This is a genomic window from Pseudomonas sp. UMAB-08, assembly GCF_900095225.1.
In the GTDB taxonomy this organism is placed as follows: Bacteria; Pseudomonadota; Gammaproteobacteria; order Pseudomonadales; family Pseudomonadaceae; genus Aquipseudomonas.
Window position 1 is genome coordinate 243153 of record NZ_LT607417.1, and the last position, 15982, is coordinate 259134.

Annotated in this window: 13 protein-coding genes and 2 tRNA genes; 6 read left to right on the forward strand and 9 right to left on the reverse strand. The window is 58.4% G+C overall.

What is annotated here, in order from left to right:
• Positions 1-87: 87 nt before the first annotated feature.
• Positions 88-1860 (forward strand): bifunctional diguanylate cyclase/phosphodiesterase, encoded by a 1773-nt coding sequence (locus K0F75_RS09050; RefSeq protein ID WP_219061535.1) that lies wholly within the window; start codon positions 88-90, stop codon positions 1858-1860.
• Here the strand turns inward: K0F75_RS09050 and K0F75_RS09055 are convergent.
• From K0F75_RS09055 to K0F75_RS09075, 5 genes are all read right to left on the reverse strand, one after another.
• Positions 1857-2333: a tetratricopeptide repeat protein gene (locus K0F75_RS09055; protein ID WP_219061536.1), complete on the reverse strand. Its 477-nt coding sequence runs from the start codon at positions 2331-2333 to the stop codon at positions 1857-1859. The genes K0F75_RS09050 and K0F75_RS09055 overlap by 4 nt on opposite strands.
• Positions 2330-2695 carry a hypothetical protein gene (locus K0F75_RS09060; RefSeq protein ID WP_219061537.1) on the reverse strand — a complete coding sequence of 122 codons (366 nt, stop codon included), beginning with the start codon at positions 2693-2695 and terminating at the stop codon, positions 2330-2332. Before K0F75_RS09060 ends, K0F75_RS09055 begins: the two co-directional genes overlap by 4 nt.
• Entirely contained in the window at positions 2692-3030 is a 339-nt protein-coding gene (locus K0F75_RS09065) for a helix-turn-helix domain-containing protein (RefSeq protein ID WP_219061538.1), read from the reverse strand. Before K0F75_RS09065 ends, K0F75_RS09060 begins: the two co-directional genes overlap by 4 nt.
• 143 nt (positions 3031-3173) lie before the next feature.
• On the reverse strand, positions 3174-3626 hold the full coding sequence (locus tag K0F75_RS09070; protein WP_219061539.1) for a YkvA family protein: 453 nt from the start codon (positions 3624-3626) through the stop codon (positions 3174-3176).
• 371 nt (positions 3627-3997) lie between these two features.
• The gene (locus K0F75_RS09075; protein ID WP_219061540.1) at positions 3998-4732 is read right to left on the reverse strand and encodes an FKBP-type peptidyl-prolyl cis-trans isomerase; all 735 of its coding nucleotides are present in this window, start codon (positions 4730-4732) and stop codon (positions 3998-4000) included.
• Positions 4733-5204: 472 nt separating this feature from the next.
• On the opposite strand from K0F75_RS09075, the gene K0F75_RS09080 reads away from it, so the two are divergent.
• Entirely contained in the window at positions 5205-5888 is a 684-nt protein-coding gene (locus K0F75_RS09080; RefSeq protein WP_219061541.1) for a histidine phosphatase family protein, read from the forward strand.
• Positions 5889-6053: 165 nt separating this feature from the next.
• Here K0F75_RS09080 and K0F75_RS09085 read toward each other — a convergent pair.
• Both K0F75_RS09085 and K0F75_RS09090 read right to left on the reverse strand, forming a co-directional pair.
• Positions 6054-6151 (reverse strand) — tRNA-OTHER (locus K0F75_RS09085).
• A 19-nt stretch (positions 6152-6170) separates the two neighbouring features.
• A tRNA-Val gene (locus K0F75_RS09090) sits at positions 6171-6246 on the reverse strand.
• A 161-nt stretch (positions 6247-6407) separates the two neighbouring features.
• On the opposite strand from K0F75_RS09090, the gene rdgC reads away from it, so the two are divergent.
• From rdgC to sugE, 3 genes are all read left to right on the forward strand, one after another.
• The gene (gene rdgC / locus K0F75_RS09095; protein WP_219061542.1) at positions 6408-7328 is read left to right on the forward strand and encodes a recombination-associated protein RdgC; all 921 of its coding nucleotides are present in this window, start codon (positions 6408-6410) and stop codon (positions 7326-7328) included.
• 67 nt (positions 7329-7395) lie between these two features.
• A complete protein-coding gene (locus tag K0F75_RS09100; protein WP_219061543.1) occupies positions 7396-8361 on the forward strand; it encodes a bile acid:sodium symporter family protein in 966 nt (321 codons plus the stop codon).
• Between the two features lie 128 nt (positions 8362-8489).
• Positions 8490-8804, forward strand: a complete 315-nt coding sequence (sugE, locus tag K0F75_RS09105; RefSeq protein ID WP_219061544.1) for a quaternary ammonium compound efflux SMR transporter SugE — start codon at positions 8490-8492, stop codon at positions 8802-8804.
• 190 nt (positions 8805-8994) lie between these two features.
• On the opposite strand, the gene K0F75_RS09110 is transcribed toward sugE, so the two are convergent.
• Entirely contained in the window at positions 8995-10866 is a 1872-nt protein-coding gene (locus K0F75_RS09110) for an MFS transporter (RefSeq protein ID WP_219061545.1), read from the reverse strand.
• A 137-nt stretch (positions 10867-11003) separates the two neighbouring features.
• Positions 11004-12182 carry a TDT family transporter gene (locus K0F75_RS09115; RefSeq protein WP_219061546.1) on the reverse strand — a complete coding sequence of 393 codons (1179 nt, stop codon included), beginning with the start codon at positions 12180-12182 and terminating at the stop codon, positions 11004-11006.
• A 269-nt stretch (positions 12183-12451) separates the two neighbouring features.
• Between K0F75_RS09115 and K0F75_RS09120 the strand changes: the two genes are divergently transcribed.
• Entirely contained in the window at positions 12452-15925 is a 3474-nt protein-coding gene (locus K0F75_RS09120; protein WP_219061547.1) for a PAS domain-containing hybrid sensor histidine kinase/response regulator, read from the forward strand.
• Positions 15926-15982 lie beyond the last annotated feature (57 nt).

Below are 15982 nucleotides of genomic sequence, written 5' to 3' on the forward strand. Positions count from 1 at the left end.
AGTCATCAAACAGTCATCAATCTGTCGTGAAATAGAGGGGCTGAGCGCTAGTGCGCTCAGCCCCTTTTTTTTTGCGCAGAGATCACCATGACCGTCACTGAACAGCTGAGCGCACTGAGTTCAATCCTGGCTCACCGCGATTTGCACAGCTTGTTCCAACCGATACTGTCGCTATCGGACCGCCGGATTCTCGGCTATGAAGCCTTGACCCGAGGCCCGTCCAACAGCCCCCTGCATTCGCCCATCAGCCTGTTCGCAGTGGCCCGCCAAGCCGGACGGCTGAGCGAGTTGGAGCTGGCCGCGCGCGAATGTGCCTGTCGGCGTTTCAGCGAGCAGAAACTTGAAGGCAAGCTGTTCCTCAACGTTTCGCCTGAGTCGCTGCTGGAACCGGCTCACCCGCCAGGTCGCACCCTGGAATTGCTGAACGCCTACGGCATTTCTCCCAGCCAGGTGGTGATCGAGCTGACCGAGCAGACACCCACTGAAGATTTTGAGCTGCTGTATACGGCGTTGCATCACTATCGGGACATGGGCTTTTCCATCGCTATGGACGACTTGGGTGCGGGATACTCCAGCCTGCGTCTGTGGTCGGAACTGCGCCCGGAGTACGTGAAGATCGATCGACACTTTATCGACGGCATTCATCAGGATGCGGTCAAGCGCGAGTTCGTCGGTTCCATGCTGCAAATGGCCAGGGCCTCCAGAGCGATTGTGATCGCCGAAGGCATTGAGCTGCCGGAAGAGCTCGCGGTGCTGATCGACATGGGCGTGGATCTGGTTCAGGGCTATCTGCTCTGCCGTCCGCAAGAACATCCGCCGCGTGATGCCCGCGCGCTGCTGCCCAAGCTCGATCCAACGGCACCGGCGCTGAACGAAGACGCCTGCGACCTAAGCGCCCTGCTCAACGAACAACCCGCGGTCAATCAGTCCACACCGACTGCCGCCGTCCTCGAATACTTTCGCAAGCAAGCCAACCTCAACTCCTTGGCTGTGCTGGACGAGCACTCGCAACCTTGCGGCATTGTGCATCGGCACTCGCTGTCCGAGGCCCTGCTAAAGCCTTTCGCTACAGACCTGTTCGCACGCAAACCGATCAGCCGCCTGATGAGCGACGACTTTCTTGCTGTCGAGCTGAACCAGTCCTTGCAGCAAGTCAGCCGCCTGCTGACCAGTCGCGCCCGGCAGCGTATCGAAGAGGATTTCATCATCACCCTCAATGGCTGCTACCTGGGTCTGGGGCGGGTGATTGATGTGCTGAAACTGATCACTGAACTGAAAATACAGCAAGCCCGCTACGCCAACCCGCTGACCTTGTTGCCCGGAAACGTGCCGATCCAGCAGTGCCTGACCCGCCTGCTGCAACAGGGCCACGAGTCAATGATCTGCTACGTGGATATCGACAGTTTCAAGCCGTTCAACGATATCTATGGCTACGGGCGTGGCGACGAAGTATTGCTCTGCCTGGCGCAGTGCCTGAACGACCGGATCGACCCGAGCCGCGACTTTGTCGGGCACATCGGCGGTGATGACTTCTTGATGGTGCTGGGCTCCGAAGACTGGCGCAAACGCCTGAATCTTTTGCTCGAAGATTTTCAGAATCAGTGTCGGCGCTTCTACCGGGCCGAGCATCTGGAGTCTGGCTGTTTCACGGCCCTCAATCGTCAGGGCCAGCGTCAGGACTTCGCACTGTTATCGCTGTCCATTGGCGTCGTCCACTTGCACCCCGATGCCTGTGCGAATCTGGATGCCAGTCAACTCGCAGAAATGGCGTCACAAGCCAAGCACCACGCAAAGAACGTGGCGGGTGCCAGCGTGCACGTTATCGACACAATGGACTGCGGTGCACTCCTGGCAAGCTAAATACCCAACTGCCGGGTATGGGCCTGAACCGCTTTGGCGCGCTCCAGATCAGGGGGTAAGCCGGGGCCGCCCTGTTGGTACAACTGCGACAGTTTGATGGCCGCCAGTGGATGCCTGGCCTCGACTGCCATGCCCCACCATTGGGCGGCATCGACAGCATCAGGAGCCTTGCGTGTGTCACCCGCCAGGCTCAACACGCCGAGCTGGTAAGCCGACTTGCCATCTCCCCCCAACGCCGCCAGACGCAACAGACGCACGCCTTCCTCGCGAGCACCCAAACCTTGACCGCGAAACGTCAGGATATGGCCGTAAAAGCTCTGAGCGCCAACATCTCCCAGATTCGCCATACGCGAGAATTGACCTTCGAGCCATTGCCAGCCTCGAGGTTGTTGCACGAACCACGACCAATGGAATAACCGTCGAGCCAGCAAGTAGCTCAATCGTGCTCGTAAACGCCACAGACTTGGTTTCACACGCTCTCCGGATAGCTGTATTCAAAGACCCGCGCCACTTCAGACGCATGCCATGACGCTGCTGCCACGCCGTCGGAAGGGCCCGAGAATCGTCCAAGCCGTTCGACGCATTCAAAGAAGCCGGTACGCGGCAAACGACTCGCGCCCTGACTGATGACCAATGAACTGCGCAACGGCTGTTCGGCGCGAGCATCCAGCGCTGCCAAGTGCTCAAGTGCGGCAGTGAGGGTGAGCATCGCGGGACTGGGAAGTTGCAACCGCTCAAGTAAAGCACGGTAGGTCAACAGGTGCCGTTGCCGGCGCGCCTGGTCCAACTCAGTCAGCAGCCCTTCCCAGTGCAGACGACTGATGCGCACACTCATGACTCACCTCCCCAGCCAGGGACACCCAATTCCCAGGCCAGGCTTCGGCGAATGGCCGCATCCGGCAGTCGCTCGCCACTTTCGATCAAGTCCAGGTACGACGGACTTATCCCCACTGCACGCGCCAACTGCGCAACCTCCAGGCCTTTGGCGGCACGCAAGGCACCCAGCTGATCAAAGCCGGGATGATCGACAGGCGCGGCCTCAGGCGGTTGCGGCGGGTGTTGAGTGGTTGTGTCCGAGATCCCGGCCGCGTTGAGCAGAGCCTGATACTGAGCCCAAGGCAAAACTGCGTACTCTGGCTCTCCATCACGTGTAATTATCTGAAGATCCATACAACCCCCTGTAGGACTACAACACTTTGCGAGTAGGCTTTTTCCCTGTGTTGATATCTTAACAGCGGACAGAGGCACCTTGCGTCCTCTGAATCGACAGACGATCACTCAAAACGACGATTACGCCAATAAATCCGGGTGTTTCAGGGTTTCTGATGCTCTAGCGCAAGGAGCTCCGGTGTTGCTGGCAATCGTTCGACGACGGCAAGTTTCTCCGGTGCCTGCCTGGCTCGCCACGCCCGAAAGGCATTCAGCTCACTTTCCAGGCTTTTCATGACCCAGGCCAGCACTGCGATGTCGTCGAGCATGCCGATCCCGGGTATCCAGTCCGGCACGGCATCGAACGGGCTGAGGAAATACATCAACCCCGCCACCACCGAGAGCATCGTCTTGGTGCTGACGGCTCGGTACTCACCGCGCCAATAGGCCAGGCACAGAGCCTGCAGCAAGCGCAGGTCATCCTTGAGCTTGCCCAAACGGTCACCCTGCCCGGCGCCCTTGCGTGCGACAGCAAAGATCAAGGCTGGCAAACGCCCACGGCTTAGCAAGCGCTGAGCCATGGGCAAAAAACGAATCAAATTCCACGGTGTTTTCATGATCGCTCCCAACGGAGGTTGCAACAGGTGTCACCACTATGCTGTACAAAATGTTATCCACACAAGTTGTGGATAACCTTGTGAACAGAGCCTGTTTTCAGGCCTGAGACGCCCGCCCTATAGGGCTTTGGCTCAAATCGGGCGTTTTTTACTCACATTAAAAATACGACAAATTCGTTGACTTGGGGCCTGACTGAAGTTACCCCCACCCTATTGCAGTGGGTCGCAATCGATCGTCCTACAATCTACCCGCGATTGCCAATCAGCCAACGGTATTACGACTGCGTCGAAGGGGATCCGTTCGTTTCCAAACGCCACAAACAACAACGCCCCGTCAATGCGGGGCGTTGTGCTCAAACCAGTGCGCTCAATTACTTGGCGGCTGGCTCTTCAGGCGCTTCTGCAGCTGCAGCGGCAGGATCCTTGATCGCCAACAGTTCCAGATCGAAGACCAGAACGGAGTTGGCAGGGATCGTCGGGCTTGGGCTTTGCGCGCCGTAGGCCAGGTCGCTAGGGATGTAGAGTTTGATTTTCTCGCCAACGTGCATCAGTTGCAGGCCTTCAACCCAACCAGGGATCACGCCGCTTACCGGCAGATCAATCGGGCTGCCGCGTTCAACGGAGCTGTCGAAGACTTTGCCGTCAGTCAGCTTGCCTTCGTAGTGAACAGTCACTACGTCAGTCGGCTTAGGCTGAGGGCCATCGGCTTTTTTGATGATTTCGTATTGCAGGCCAGAAGCGGTGGTGGTCACTTCTTTACGCTTGCCGTTCTCAGCGAGGAACTTTTTGCCGGCAGCTGCCGACTCTTCGCTCATTTTGGCCATACGCTCTTCAGCGCGCTTTTGCAGGGCAGCAAAGGCTTCGACCAGCTCATCATCCTTGAGCTTCTGTTCTTTCTTGCCGACGGCGTCTTCGATGCCTTGGGCTACCGCTTTGGAGTCCAGATCATCCATACCTTCCTGAGCCAGGCTTTTGCCCATGTTCAAGCCGATACCGTAAGAAGCTTTTTGCGCCGGGGTTTTCAGCTCTACGTTGGTATGCGAGTCACAACCCGCGAGTACCAGACCTACCAGGGCTACCGCCGCCGCCAACCGATGCTGTTTCATACTAATTCCTTGTTCATGCGCCAATAGGGCAAACGAGTAAAGCCGCGAGCTTATCAGGCTGCCGCGATCAGTGGCTACCGGCATGAGAGGCAGAAAAGTCAGATAAGTTCAGGTATCCAAACGTTTTCTTGCGCCGCATGCATGTCGTACAGCGTTGGTTCAGCTGCGTAACAAGAGCCCATACGGCCAGGCTGATTATTTCGTGATCTACAGCGTAGACGATGCTGTAAACCAGACTTTGTTGATTCCAGGCTTTATTCAAACGAGATCGCCCCCGACTCGCACTGTTTCAGCCCCTCTTGAGCCCCCTTTGAACAACCCTCAACACTAACCAGATCAACGCTCTCTCTAAATTTTCACATCTTTTTCACAGGCCACCTACCTGGCCTGCTCTAGATTTCTCCGACCATGAAGGTGCTAACCCGTCTCGCAGTTGTTTCGCATCGAATACTAATAATCCCGGAGCAACAAGATGCAGGAAAGCACAACCACGCCTGTCGTTACACCCACGCCAGCAAAGCCCAAGGCTAAAACCCGGCGAAAGAAGCAGGTGCTGTGGGCCGTGGTCGCCCTCGCGGTACTGCTGATTGCAGGCTTTGGAGTGTGGCAAAAATCGCCCACTAACCTGGGCAAAGGCGACAACATGAAAGCCGCCGGGGTCTATGCCCGCTGGGATGCAGGCGACGTGGTGGTGTTGGTTCGGCATGCCGAGCGCTGCGACAGGTCCAGCAACCCGTGCCTCGGGCCCGCAGACGGGATCACCCGATTGGGTAGCGATACCGCTGCCGAGCTGGGTAAAGCGTTCATGACCATGGGCATGAGCAACGCTGACGTATTCAGCAGCCCATTGACCCGCACGGCACAGACTTCACTTTATATGTTTGGTAAAGCCAGTGCCGAACAGGACTGGCTGGTCAACTGCGAGACATCCATGCTTCAGGATGTGATCGCGCACAAAACGCCCCATCGCAACCTGGTATTGGTTACCCATAGCGGATGCATCAGCAAATTTGAACATCAACTGGGGTTTAAACATGCCGCGACCAGTGAATACAGCAGTGCGCTGTTTGTGTCTGTCGGCACTGATGGCAAGCCCAACGTGCTAGGCATTGTGAATGTTCAGGACTGGCCATCAGTGCTGAATAAAAAACCCTAACGCCCGCATCACTTCATTGCGGTATCTAGAGTGCCGGCGGCACACTCATAGATACCTGGAGCCGTGACCTCAGTCAGATGAGGCCACTAAATTTTGAACAAAAAAAAGCGACCCTAAGGTCGCTTTCTGTTGCTTCAAGGAGTTCAAGGGCCTTGAAGCTTAATATGGCGCAGCGGACGGGACTCGAACCCGCGACCCCCGGCGTGACAGGCCGGTATTCTNGCGTGACAGGCCGGTATTCTAACCGACTGAACTACCGCTGCGCGTAACACTGAGAAGGATTGGTGGGTGATGACGGGATCGAACCGCCGACCCGCTGCTTGTAAGGCAGCTGCTCTCCCAGCTGAGCTAATCACCCTTCACTCTCGGTGTGGCGCGCATTCTATATAGCGACCCTATCTCTGGCAAGCACTTTTTTAAATAATTTTTATAATCCTGCCAAAGGCTTAGCACAGGGTTGGCCGCAGAGGCCGAGGAGCGAATAATGCCCCCACTTTGTACAAAGGAGAGATTCACCCCATGTGGTTCAAAAACCTGCTTATCTATCGCCTGACCCAAGATCTGCCTTTTGATGCCGAGGCGCTGGAAACCGCATTGGCGACCAAACAGGCGCGCCCTTGTGCCAGCCAGGAGTTGACCACTTACGGTTTCGTCGCACCGTTCGGTAAAGGTGAGGACGCTCCTCTGGTTCACGTCAGTCAGGACTTCCTGCTGATTGCCGCACGCAAGGAAGAACGCATTCTGCCTGGCAGCGTGGTGCGTGATGCATTAAAGGAAAAGATCGAAGAGATCGAAGCCGAACAAATGCGCAAGGTCTATAAGAAGGAACGTGATCAGATCAAGGATGAAATCATCCAGGCCTTTCTGCCCCGCGCCTTTATTCGTCGCTCGGCGACCTTTGCTGCCATCGCGCCGAAACAGGGCCTGATCCTGGTTAACGCCTCCAGCCCGAAACGCGCCGAAGACCTGCTCTCCACCCTGCGTGAAGTGATCGGTTCGCTGCCGGTACGCCCTCTGACGGTGAAAGTCGCGCCAAGCGCAACCATGACCGAATGGGTCAAGTCCCAGAAAGCAGCTGACCACTTCTTCGTCCTCGACGAGTGCGAGCTGCGTGACACCCATGAAGATGGCGGCATCGTGCGCTGCAAGCGTCAGGATTTGACCAGCGATGAAATCCAGCTGCACTTGAGCACCGGCAAGGTGGTCACTCAGCTGTCATTGGCCTGGCAGGACAAACTGTCCTTCGTGCTGGACGACAAGATGGTGGTCAAACGCCTGAAGTTCGAAGACCTGCTGCAAGATCAGGCCGAACAGGACGGTGGCGAGGAAGCCCTCGGCCAACTGGACGCCAGCTTCACCTTGATGATGCTGACCTTCGGCGAATTCCTGCCTGAGTTGTTTGAAGCGCTGGGCGGCGAAGAACTGCCACAGGGCATCTAAGCCATCGGCTGTTATGCGCTACCGGCTGCGGTAGCGCATTTCTCCTCTAATAAAAAAGGAACAAGCCATGCGTGCGCTGGCTGCGTTGAGTCGTTTTGTCGGGAATACCTTCGCCTATTGGGTGCTGCTGTTTGCAGTGTTGGCGTTTGCGCTGCCCGAATGGTTTATCGGTTTGAAAAGCGCCATCGTGCCACTCTTGGGCTTGGTGATGTTCGGCATGGGTCTGACGCTCAAGCTCGATGATTTTTCTGAAGTCGCTCGCCATCCTTGGCGTGTGGCCTTAGGGGTGGTCGCGCATTTCGTGATCATGCCCGGCGTCGCCTGGCTGTTGTGCCAGGCGTTTCATCTGCCCGCGGAAATCGCTGTGGGCGTGATTCTGGTGGGTTGCTGCCCGAGCGGCACGTCCTCCAACGTCATGACCTGGCTGGCCCGTGGCGACCTGGCGTTGTCGGTGGCTATTGCCGCAGTGACCACCCTCCTCGCCCCGCTGCTGACACCGGCGTTGATCTGGTTGCTGGCCTCGGCATGGTTGCCGGTGTCTTTCATGGACATGTTCTGGTCGATTCTGCAGTTGGTCTTGCTCCCAATCGTGCTCGGCGTCGTCGCGCAACGCGTGCTCGGCCATCGAGTAAAAGCAGCGGTAGACGTATTGCCACTGGTGTCGGTGGTCAGCATCGTATTGATCGTCGCCGCAGTGGTTGCCGCCAGTCAGGCGAAAATCGCCGAGTCAGGCCTGTTGATCATGGCAGTGGTGATGCTGCACAACAGCTTCGGTTTTGTGCTCGGCTACTTCACCGGCAAGCTGTTCAAGCTGCCGCTGGCGCAGCGCAAATCCCTGGCACTGGAAGTCGGCATGCAGAACTCCGGGCTGGGCGCCGCATTGGCCAGTGCCCACTTCTCGCCACTGGCCGCCGTGCCTAGCGCGCTGTTCAGCGTCTGGCACAACATTTCCGGCGCGTTGCTTTCGACGTATTTCCGGCGCATGAGTGAACAAGCGGACCGCGAACTAGCCACTCGATCCGTTACCGACTAGCCGCTTTGTCGATACCCTGACTTGCCCCCGAATCGTTTTATGTGCACTATACTGCGCACAGCCAGGACGACCTGACTGATCCATCAGGAAAAACGATTCGGGGACGACCCCTTTTATAGGAGGTCATCATGTCCTGGATCATTCTGTTTTTCGCCGGTCTGTTCGAAGTCGGCTGGGCCGTCGGCCTGAAATACACCGAAGGCTTCACCCGCCCCCTGCCTACAGCCCTCACCGTCGCAGCCATGCTGGTCAGCCTGGGCTTGCTGGGCGTGGCCATGAAAGAACTGCCACTGGGCACTGCCTACGCGATCTGGACCGGTGTCGGTGCGGTAGGCACCGTGATCGCCGGGATCATCCTGTTCGGTGAATCCGCGGCGCTGTTTCGCCTGGTCAGCGTGGGCTTGATTCTGTGCGGGTTGGCAGGGCTCAAGCTGAGTGCTTGAGGCAGCCACACGCCGCATTAAACTAATCGCGGGCAAGCCCGCTCCTACGGCCTGGCGGCCAGAAGCAGCTCATATTGTAGGAGCGCGCTTGCCCGCGAAAAGATCGGCACGGCCTTCCGGGGCCCGTGAAACCAACCATTTCCACCACCGCGATGCAGTCGATCACGGAGTATCCACGGGGCGCTGTGTACTACCGAACGGTGCCCCGCAACTCCGCAACTCGCGCCTGCAAACTCGCCGGTAACGCCGCATCCATTGCAACGGCGGGCCCGGCCACCACGGTGATGCGCGACCACAGCCGACGAAAAATCCCCTTGTTCGGATCACGGCTGAAGAAGCTACCCCACAAACCTTGCAAGGCCAGCGGAATCACTGGCACCGGGGTCTCTTGCAGAATCCGGTTCAAGCCACCTTTGAACTCGTTGATCTCCCCGTCAGCGGTCAGCTTGCCTTCGGGGAAGATGCACACCAACTCACCGTCTTTCAGGTATTCAGCAATTTTCTTGAAGGCCTGATCGTAGATCGCCAGGTCTTCGTTGCGCCCGGCAATCGGGATGGTGCTAGCGGTGCGGAAAATGAAGTTGAGCACCGGCAGGTTGTAGATTTTGTAATACATCACGAACCGAATCGGCCGCCGCACAGCCCCGCCAATCAACAGCGCATCGACAAAGGACACATGGTTGCAAACCAGCAGCGCCGCACCCTCGTCCGGAATCAGCTCCAGGTTGCGATGCTCGACACGGTACATGGAATGGCCGAGCAGCCAGATCATGAAGCGCATGGTGAACTCGGGCACGATCTTGAAGATGTAGGCATTCACCGCGATGTTCATCAGCGAGATCACCAGAAACAGCTGCGGAATCGACAGTTTGACCACGCTGAGGAGCACGATCGAGACGATGGCTGACACCACCATGAACAGCGCATTGAGGATGTTGTTGGATGCGATGACCCGCGAACGTTCGTTCTCGGCGGTGCGCGACTGGATCAGCGCGTACAGCGGCACGATATAGAAGCCGCCAAAAATACCAATGCCCAGCACATCGCTCAGCACCCACCACGCCTGACCATAAGACAGCACCGTCAGCCAGTCATTGGCCTGAACGTTTTGCGGAAAGCCGCCCGAATGCCACCACAGCAGCAGCCCGAACACGGTCAGGCCCATCGAGCCGAACGGTACCAGGCCAATCTCTACCTTGCGCCCGGACAAGCGCTCGCACAGCATCGAACCCAGCGCGATGCCGATGGAGAACACGGTGAGAATCAGCGTGACCACAGTCTCGTCGCCATACAGCCACTCTTTGGCGTAAGCCGGAATCTGCGTCAGGTAAATTGCGCCGACGAACCAGAACCAGGAGTTGCCGACAATCGAGCGTGACACGGCGGGCGTCTGACCCAGTCCCAAACGCAAGGTGGCCCAGGATTGACTGAAAATATTCCAGTTCAGGCGCATTTCCGGCGAGGCGGCCGCTGCACGCGGGATGCTGCGACTGGCGATATAACCCAGGCACGCCACCAGCAAGATCGCTGTCGCGACAATGGGCGCGTAGTGCGCGGAAGACATCATGATCCCCGCGCCGATGGTACCGGCCAGAATCGCCAGGAAGGTGCCCATTTCCACCAACCCGTTGCCACCGACCAATTCATCCTCATGCAAGTGCTGCGGCAGGATCGAGTACTTCACCGGCCCGAACAACGCCGAGTGCGTCCCCATGGCGAACAACGCCAGCAACATCATCCACAGGTGGTTGAGCATGAACCCCGCCGCGCCCACCAGCATGATCGCGATCTCGCCCAGTTTGATCAGACGGATCAATGCATCCTTGGCGTATTTCTCGCCAAACTGACCCGCCAGTGCCGAGAACAAAAAGAACGGCAGAATGAACAACAGTGCACACAGGTTGACCCAAATCGAGCGATCACCGTTGATGCTCAGCTTGTAGAGGATGGCGAGGATCAGCGATTGCTTGAGGATATTGTCGTTAAAGGCCCCGAGGGACTGGGTGATGAAAAACGGCAGAAATCGCCGCTTTCCCAGCAAACTGAATTGCGACTGACTCATCGTCCGTGTACTCGAATAGCGCCGGGGTCGGCTTTTTAATTGGAGTGTCTATGTCGACTCCGAGCCACATTGGAAACGTTACGCAAGCAGATGTCGATAGATGCGTCTGGTTTGATCGTCTCCCACGTCTTTAATACTCACTTGCCCCCGGCACCCAACCCCGCAATACAGGGTGAAACGAACAGCTCTCCTTTATAGGCACCGCGCACGGTCCGGCTCATGACGATCAGCCACAATATCGTCAGACAGCACACCAACGCACAACCGGCCAGCGAGAAGAATGTCAGGTGCAGCCTTGCTGCAAGCTTCAGGGTCGCCAGCGCGTAGACGCCCAATGGAAAGGTGAACCCCCACCAGCCGAGGTTGAACGGGATGCCGGTGCGCAGGTAGCGCACAGTGATAAGCACGGCCATCAGCATCCACCACAAGCCGAAGCCCCAGAGTGTGATACCTGCCACCAGACCTATGCCGTCAGCGATTTCACCGAGCTTGGGCAAACCATTGGCCGCAAAAATCGCCGGTGCGTCTGCGCCCATCAACAGCATGCCCAACGCTCCGGTGCCAATCGGACCCAATGCCAGCCAACTCGAAGCAGCCATGTTTTCGTGGGGCAATTTATGCAGGGCCATGCGCAACAACAGAATGGACAGGATGCTGAACGCTACGGGTACCGAGAACGCCCACAACACGTAGCTGGTGATCAGCACGCTGAATTGCGCGGAGGCGTCGGCCAGATGCGGTGCCAGCAGACCACCGCTGGCCGCCGCCACCTCAGCCGCGACCACGGGCAACAACCACACGGCCGTCATCTGGTCGATATTGTGTTCCTGGCGTGTGAACATCATGAACGGAATGGCCAACCCGCACGCCAGCGCCATGGCCACGTCCAGCCACCAGAGGGTCTCGGCAATGGGCACGACAGCCCCGCCCCATCGAGGCAGGCCGAAGAATAGAAAGCCGTTGATGATGGTCGCCAGCCCCATGGGGATGGTGCCGAAAAACATCGAGACCGTAGAGTGCCCAAACACCCGCCGCGCCTCATTGAAAAACAGCACCCAGCGCGCCATATACACCATGCTGAAAAGCACGAACAAACCGATATTGAACAGCCACAGCCCCTCGGCCAGCAGGTGCAAACCCGGGATCTGCACGGGCAATTGCCCCAGTGTCAGGGCCAGAATGCCGGTGCCCATGGTCGCGGCGAACCAATTCGGGGTGAACTGACGAATCTCTTCTCGCGGATGACTCAGCGTGCTCAACGGCAGATTACGTGGGTTGGCAACGGTGTGTGGCGCAGGCGTATCAGGGCAAGGCATGCTCTTCTCCAGTCCTCCGATGAGGTGAAATGAGCTTATAGTTCGATTGCATATCTATATAACGGGTAATTTCTCTATAGGTCATCTGCTTTACCTATATGCAACACCGCAGACCTCGTCCTGCGGCACCAGGCCGCGCCAAGACCTTGGTCGGCACTGACGAACCCTGAACATCATGCGAGACTGTCCAGCCGGAGCAGGATCGCTTCCGGTCGGTCATTTTTTAACGAGCGCTGTTGAGAGCTATCTAGCGCTATCTGGAGTTTTACATGTCGCTGTCCAGTGGGCTGATTGCTGCCGTCGCCCTGACCTATATGGCCGTTATGTTCGCCATCGCCTTTTATGGCGATCGACGCAGTGCGCCTCTATCGCCACGCCTGCGGGCTTGGGTCTACAGCCTGTCGCTGGCGGTGTACTGCACCAGCTGGACATTTTTTGGCGCCGTGGGCCAGGCGGCCGAACAACTCTGGTCGTTCCTGCCGATCTATCTGGGCCCGATATTGCTGCTGATGCTGGCGCCTTGGGTGCTGCAGAAGATGGTGATGATCAGCAAACAAGAGAACATCACGTCTATCGCTGACTTCATCGCCGCGCGCTATGGCAAGTCGCAATCGTTGGCGGTGGTGGTTGCACTGATCTGTCTGGTCGGCGTTTTACCGTACATTGCCTTGCAGCTCAAAGGCATCGTCCTCGGGGTGAACCTGCTGATCGGTGCCGTCGCCGAATCCACGGGCACCCGCGCCCAGGACACCGCACTCATCGTCTCGCTGATCCTGGCACTGTTCACCATCCTGTTCGGCACTCGCAACCTCGACGCCACCGAACACCACCGCGGCATGGTGCTGGCAATTGCCTTCGAAGCGCTGGTCAAACTGTTCGCGTTTCTCGCAGTGGGCGCGTTCGTCACCTTCGGCCTGTACGACGGTTTCGATGACCTGTTCAGTCAAGCGATGATCGCCCCTCGCCTGGATGAATACTGGAAGGAAACCGTCAACTGGCCGTCGATGGTGGTTCAAACCGGCGTGGCAATGATGGCAATGGTCTGCCTGCCACGGCAGTTTCACGTGACCGTGGTCGAAAACATCGAGCCGCAGGATCTCAGGCTCGCCCGGTGGGTTTTTCCGACGTACCTGGCCCTGGCGGCGCTGTTTGTAGTGCCCATCGCCCTGGCCGGCCAAATGCTGCTGCCCAGTTCGGTGCTGCCCGACTCGTTCGTGATCAGCCTGCCGTTGGCCCAGGCTCACCCGGCGCTGGCCCTGCTGGCGTTTATCGGTGGCGCCTCGGCGGCCACCGGCATGGTGATTGTCGCCAGCGTCGCACTGTCGACCATGGTCTCCAACGACATGCTGCTGCCGTGGCTGTTGCGCCGCAAAACCGCAGAGCGCCCCTTCGAGGTGTTCCGCCACTGGATGCTGTCGGTACGTCGGATCAGCATCGTGGCGATCCTGTTGCTGGCTTACGTCTGCTACCGGTTGCTCGGTTCAACAGCGAGCCTGGCAACCATCGGCCAAATCGCTTTCGCCGCCATCACTCAACTGGCCCCGGCCATGCTCGGCGCGCTGTATTGGAAACAAGCCAACCGCCGAGGCGTATTCGCTGGGCTGGCAGCCGGCACCTTTATTTGGTTTTACACCCTGGTGCTGCCCATTGCGGCCAACAGCCTGGGCTGGGCGCTCACCCTGTTCCCGGGGCTGGCCTGGCTGCACGGTAACCCATTGCATTTACCGATTACCCCGCTGACCCAAGGCGTGGTGCTGTCGCTTGCCGGTAACTTCACCCTGTTCGCCTGGGTGTCGGTGCTGTCACGCACACGGGTCTCCGAACACTGGCAGGCCGGACGTTTCATCGGCCAGGAAATCAGTGCGCGCCCCAGCAACCGTTCGTTGCTGGCGGTGCAGATCGAGGACTTATTGAGCCTGTCGGCGCGCTTCGTGGGTGAGGAGCGCGCGCGGCAGAGTTTTATTCGCTTCGCCTATCGTCAGGGCAAGGGCTTCAGCCCGAACCAGAACGCCGACGGTGAGTGGATAGCCCACACCGAGCGCTTGCTGGCCGGTGTGCTCGGCGCGTCCTCGACCCGCGCAGTGGTCAAGGCCGCCATCGAAGGACGGGAGATGCAGCTCGAAGACGTAGTGCGCATCGCCGACGAAGCCTCCGAGGTGCTGCAATTCAACCGGGCGCTGTTGCAAGGGGCCATTGAAAACATCACCCAAGGCATCAGCGTGGTCGATCAATCGCTGAAACTGGTGGCCTGGAATCATCGTTATCTGGAACTGTTCAATTACCCGGACGGCCTGATCAGCGTTGGCCGGCCGATCGCCGACATCATCCGCTATAACGCCGAACGCGGCCTGTGCGGTCCCGGTGAAGCTGAAGTGCATGTGGCGCGCCGGCTGCACTGGATGCGCCAGGGTCGAGCGCATACCTCAGAGCGGTTGTTCCCCAATGGACGCGTCATCGAGCTGATCGGCAACCCGATGCCCGGCGGCGGTTTCGTCATGAGTTTCACCGACATCACCGCGTTCCGTGAAGCCGAGCAGGCGCTCAAAGGCGCCAACGAAAGCCTTGAACAACGCGTTGCCGAGCGTACCCATGAGCTGTCACAACTGAACGTGGCGCTGACCGAGGCCAAGGGTACTGCGGAAACCGCCAACCAGTCGAAAACCCGCTTTCTTGCAGCGGTCAGCCATGACTTGATGCAACCGCTGAATGCGGCGCGACTGTTCTCGGCAGCCCTGTCCCATCAGGAAGACGAGATTTCCAGCGAGGCCCAGCAACTGGTGCACCATCTGGACAGTTCGCTGCGCTCCGCAGAAGACCTGATCAGCGACCTGCTGGACATTTCTCGCTTGGAAAACGGCAAGATCACACCCAATCCCCAGCCGTTCCCCCTGAGTGCGCTGTTCGACACCCTCGGCGCCGAGTTCAAGGCACTGGCCCAGGAACAAGGCTTGAAATTCCGGGTACGCGGCAGCAACCTGCGGATCGACAGCGACATAAAGTTATTGCGGCGGATTCTGCAAAACTTCCTGACCAACGCGTTCCGCTACGGCAAGGGCCCGGTACTGCTGGGCGTAAGGCGTCGGGGCGCGAAACTGTGCCTTGAGGTCTGGGACCGTGGCCCAGGTATTCCGGAAGACAAACGTCAGGTGATCTTCGAGGAGTTCAAACGCCTCGACAGCCATCAGACCCGCGCCGAAAAAGGTCTGGGCCTCGGGCTGGCCATTGCCGACGGGCTTTGCCGCGTATTGGGTCATGAACTGCAAGTGCGCTCCTGGCCTGGCAAAGGCAGCGTGTTCAGCGTCACTGTGCCCCTGGCCACTCATCAAATGCCATTGGCCGCCAGTCCAGCCGAGCCCAAGTCCCAGCCACTGAGCGGTACCCAAGTACTGTGCGTCGACAACGAGGACAGCATTCTGATCGGTATGAACAGCTTGCTCACGCGTTGGGGATGCCAGGTGTGGACGGCGCGCAATCGCAGTGAGTGCGAAGCCCTGCTAGGCAAAGGCGTGCATCCGCAGCTGGCGCTGGTGGACTATCACCTGGATGAAGGTGATACCGGCGCCGCACTGATGGCCTGGTTGCGCACGCGACTGGGTGAGCCGGTGCCCGGCGTGGTCATCAGCGCGGACGGTCGACCTGAGCTGATCGCGCAGATTCACGCCGCCGGCCTTGATTACCTGTCGAAACCGGTCAAACCGGCGGCGCTGCGGGCATTGTTGAGTCGGCATGTCAGTTTGAGCTGAATCAGAACAGGGGGGGCAGCGTAATCTGCCTGACACAGGATGGTGGACACCCGCTAT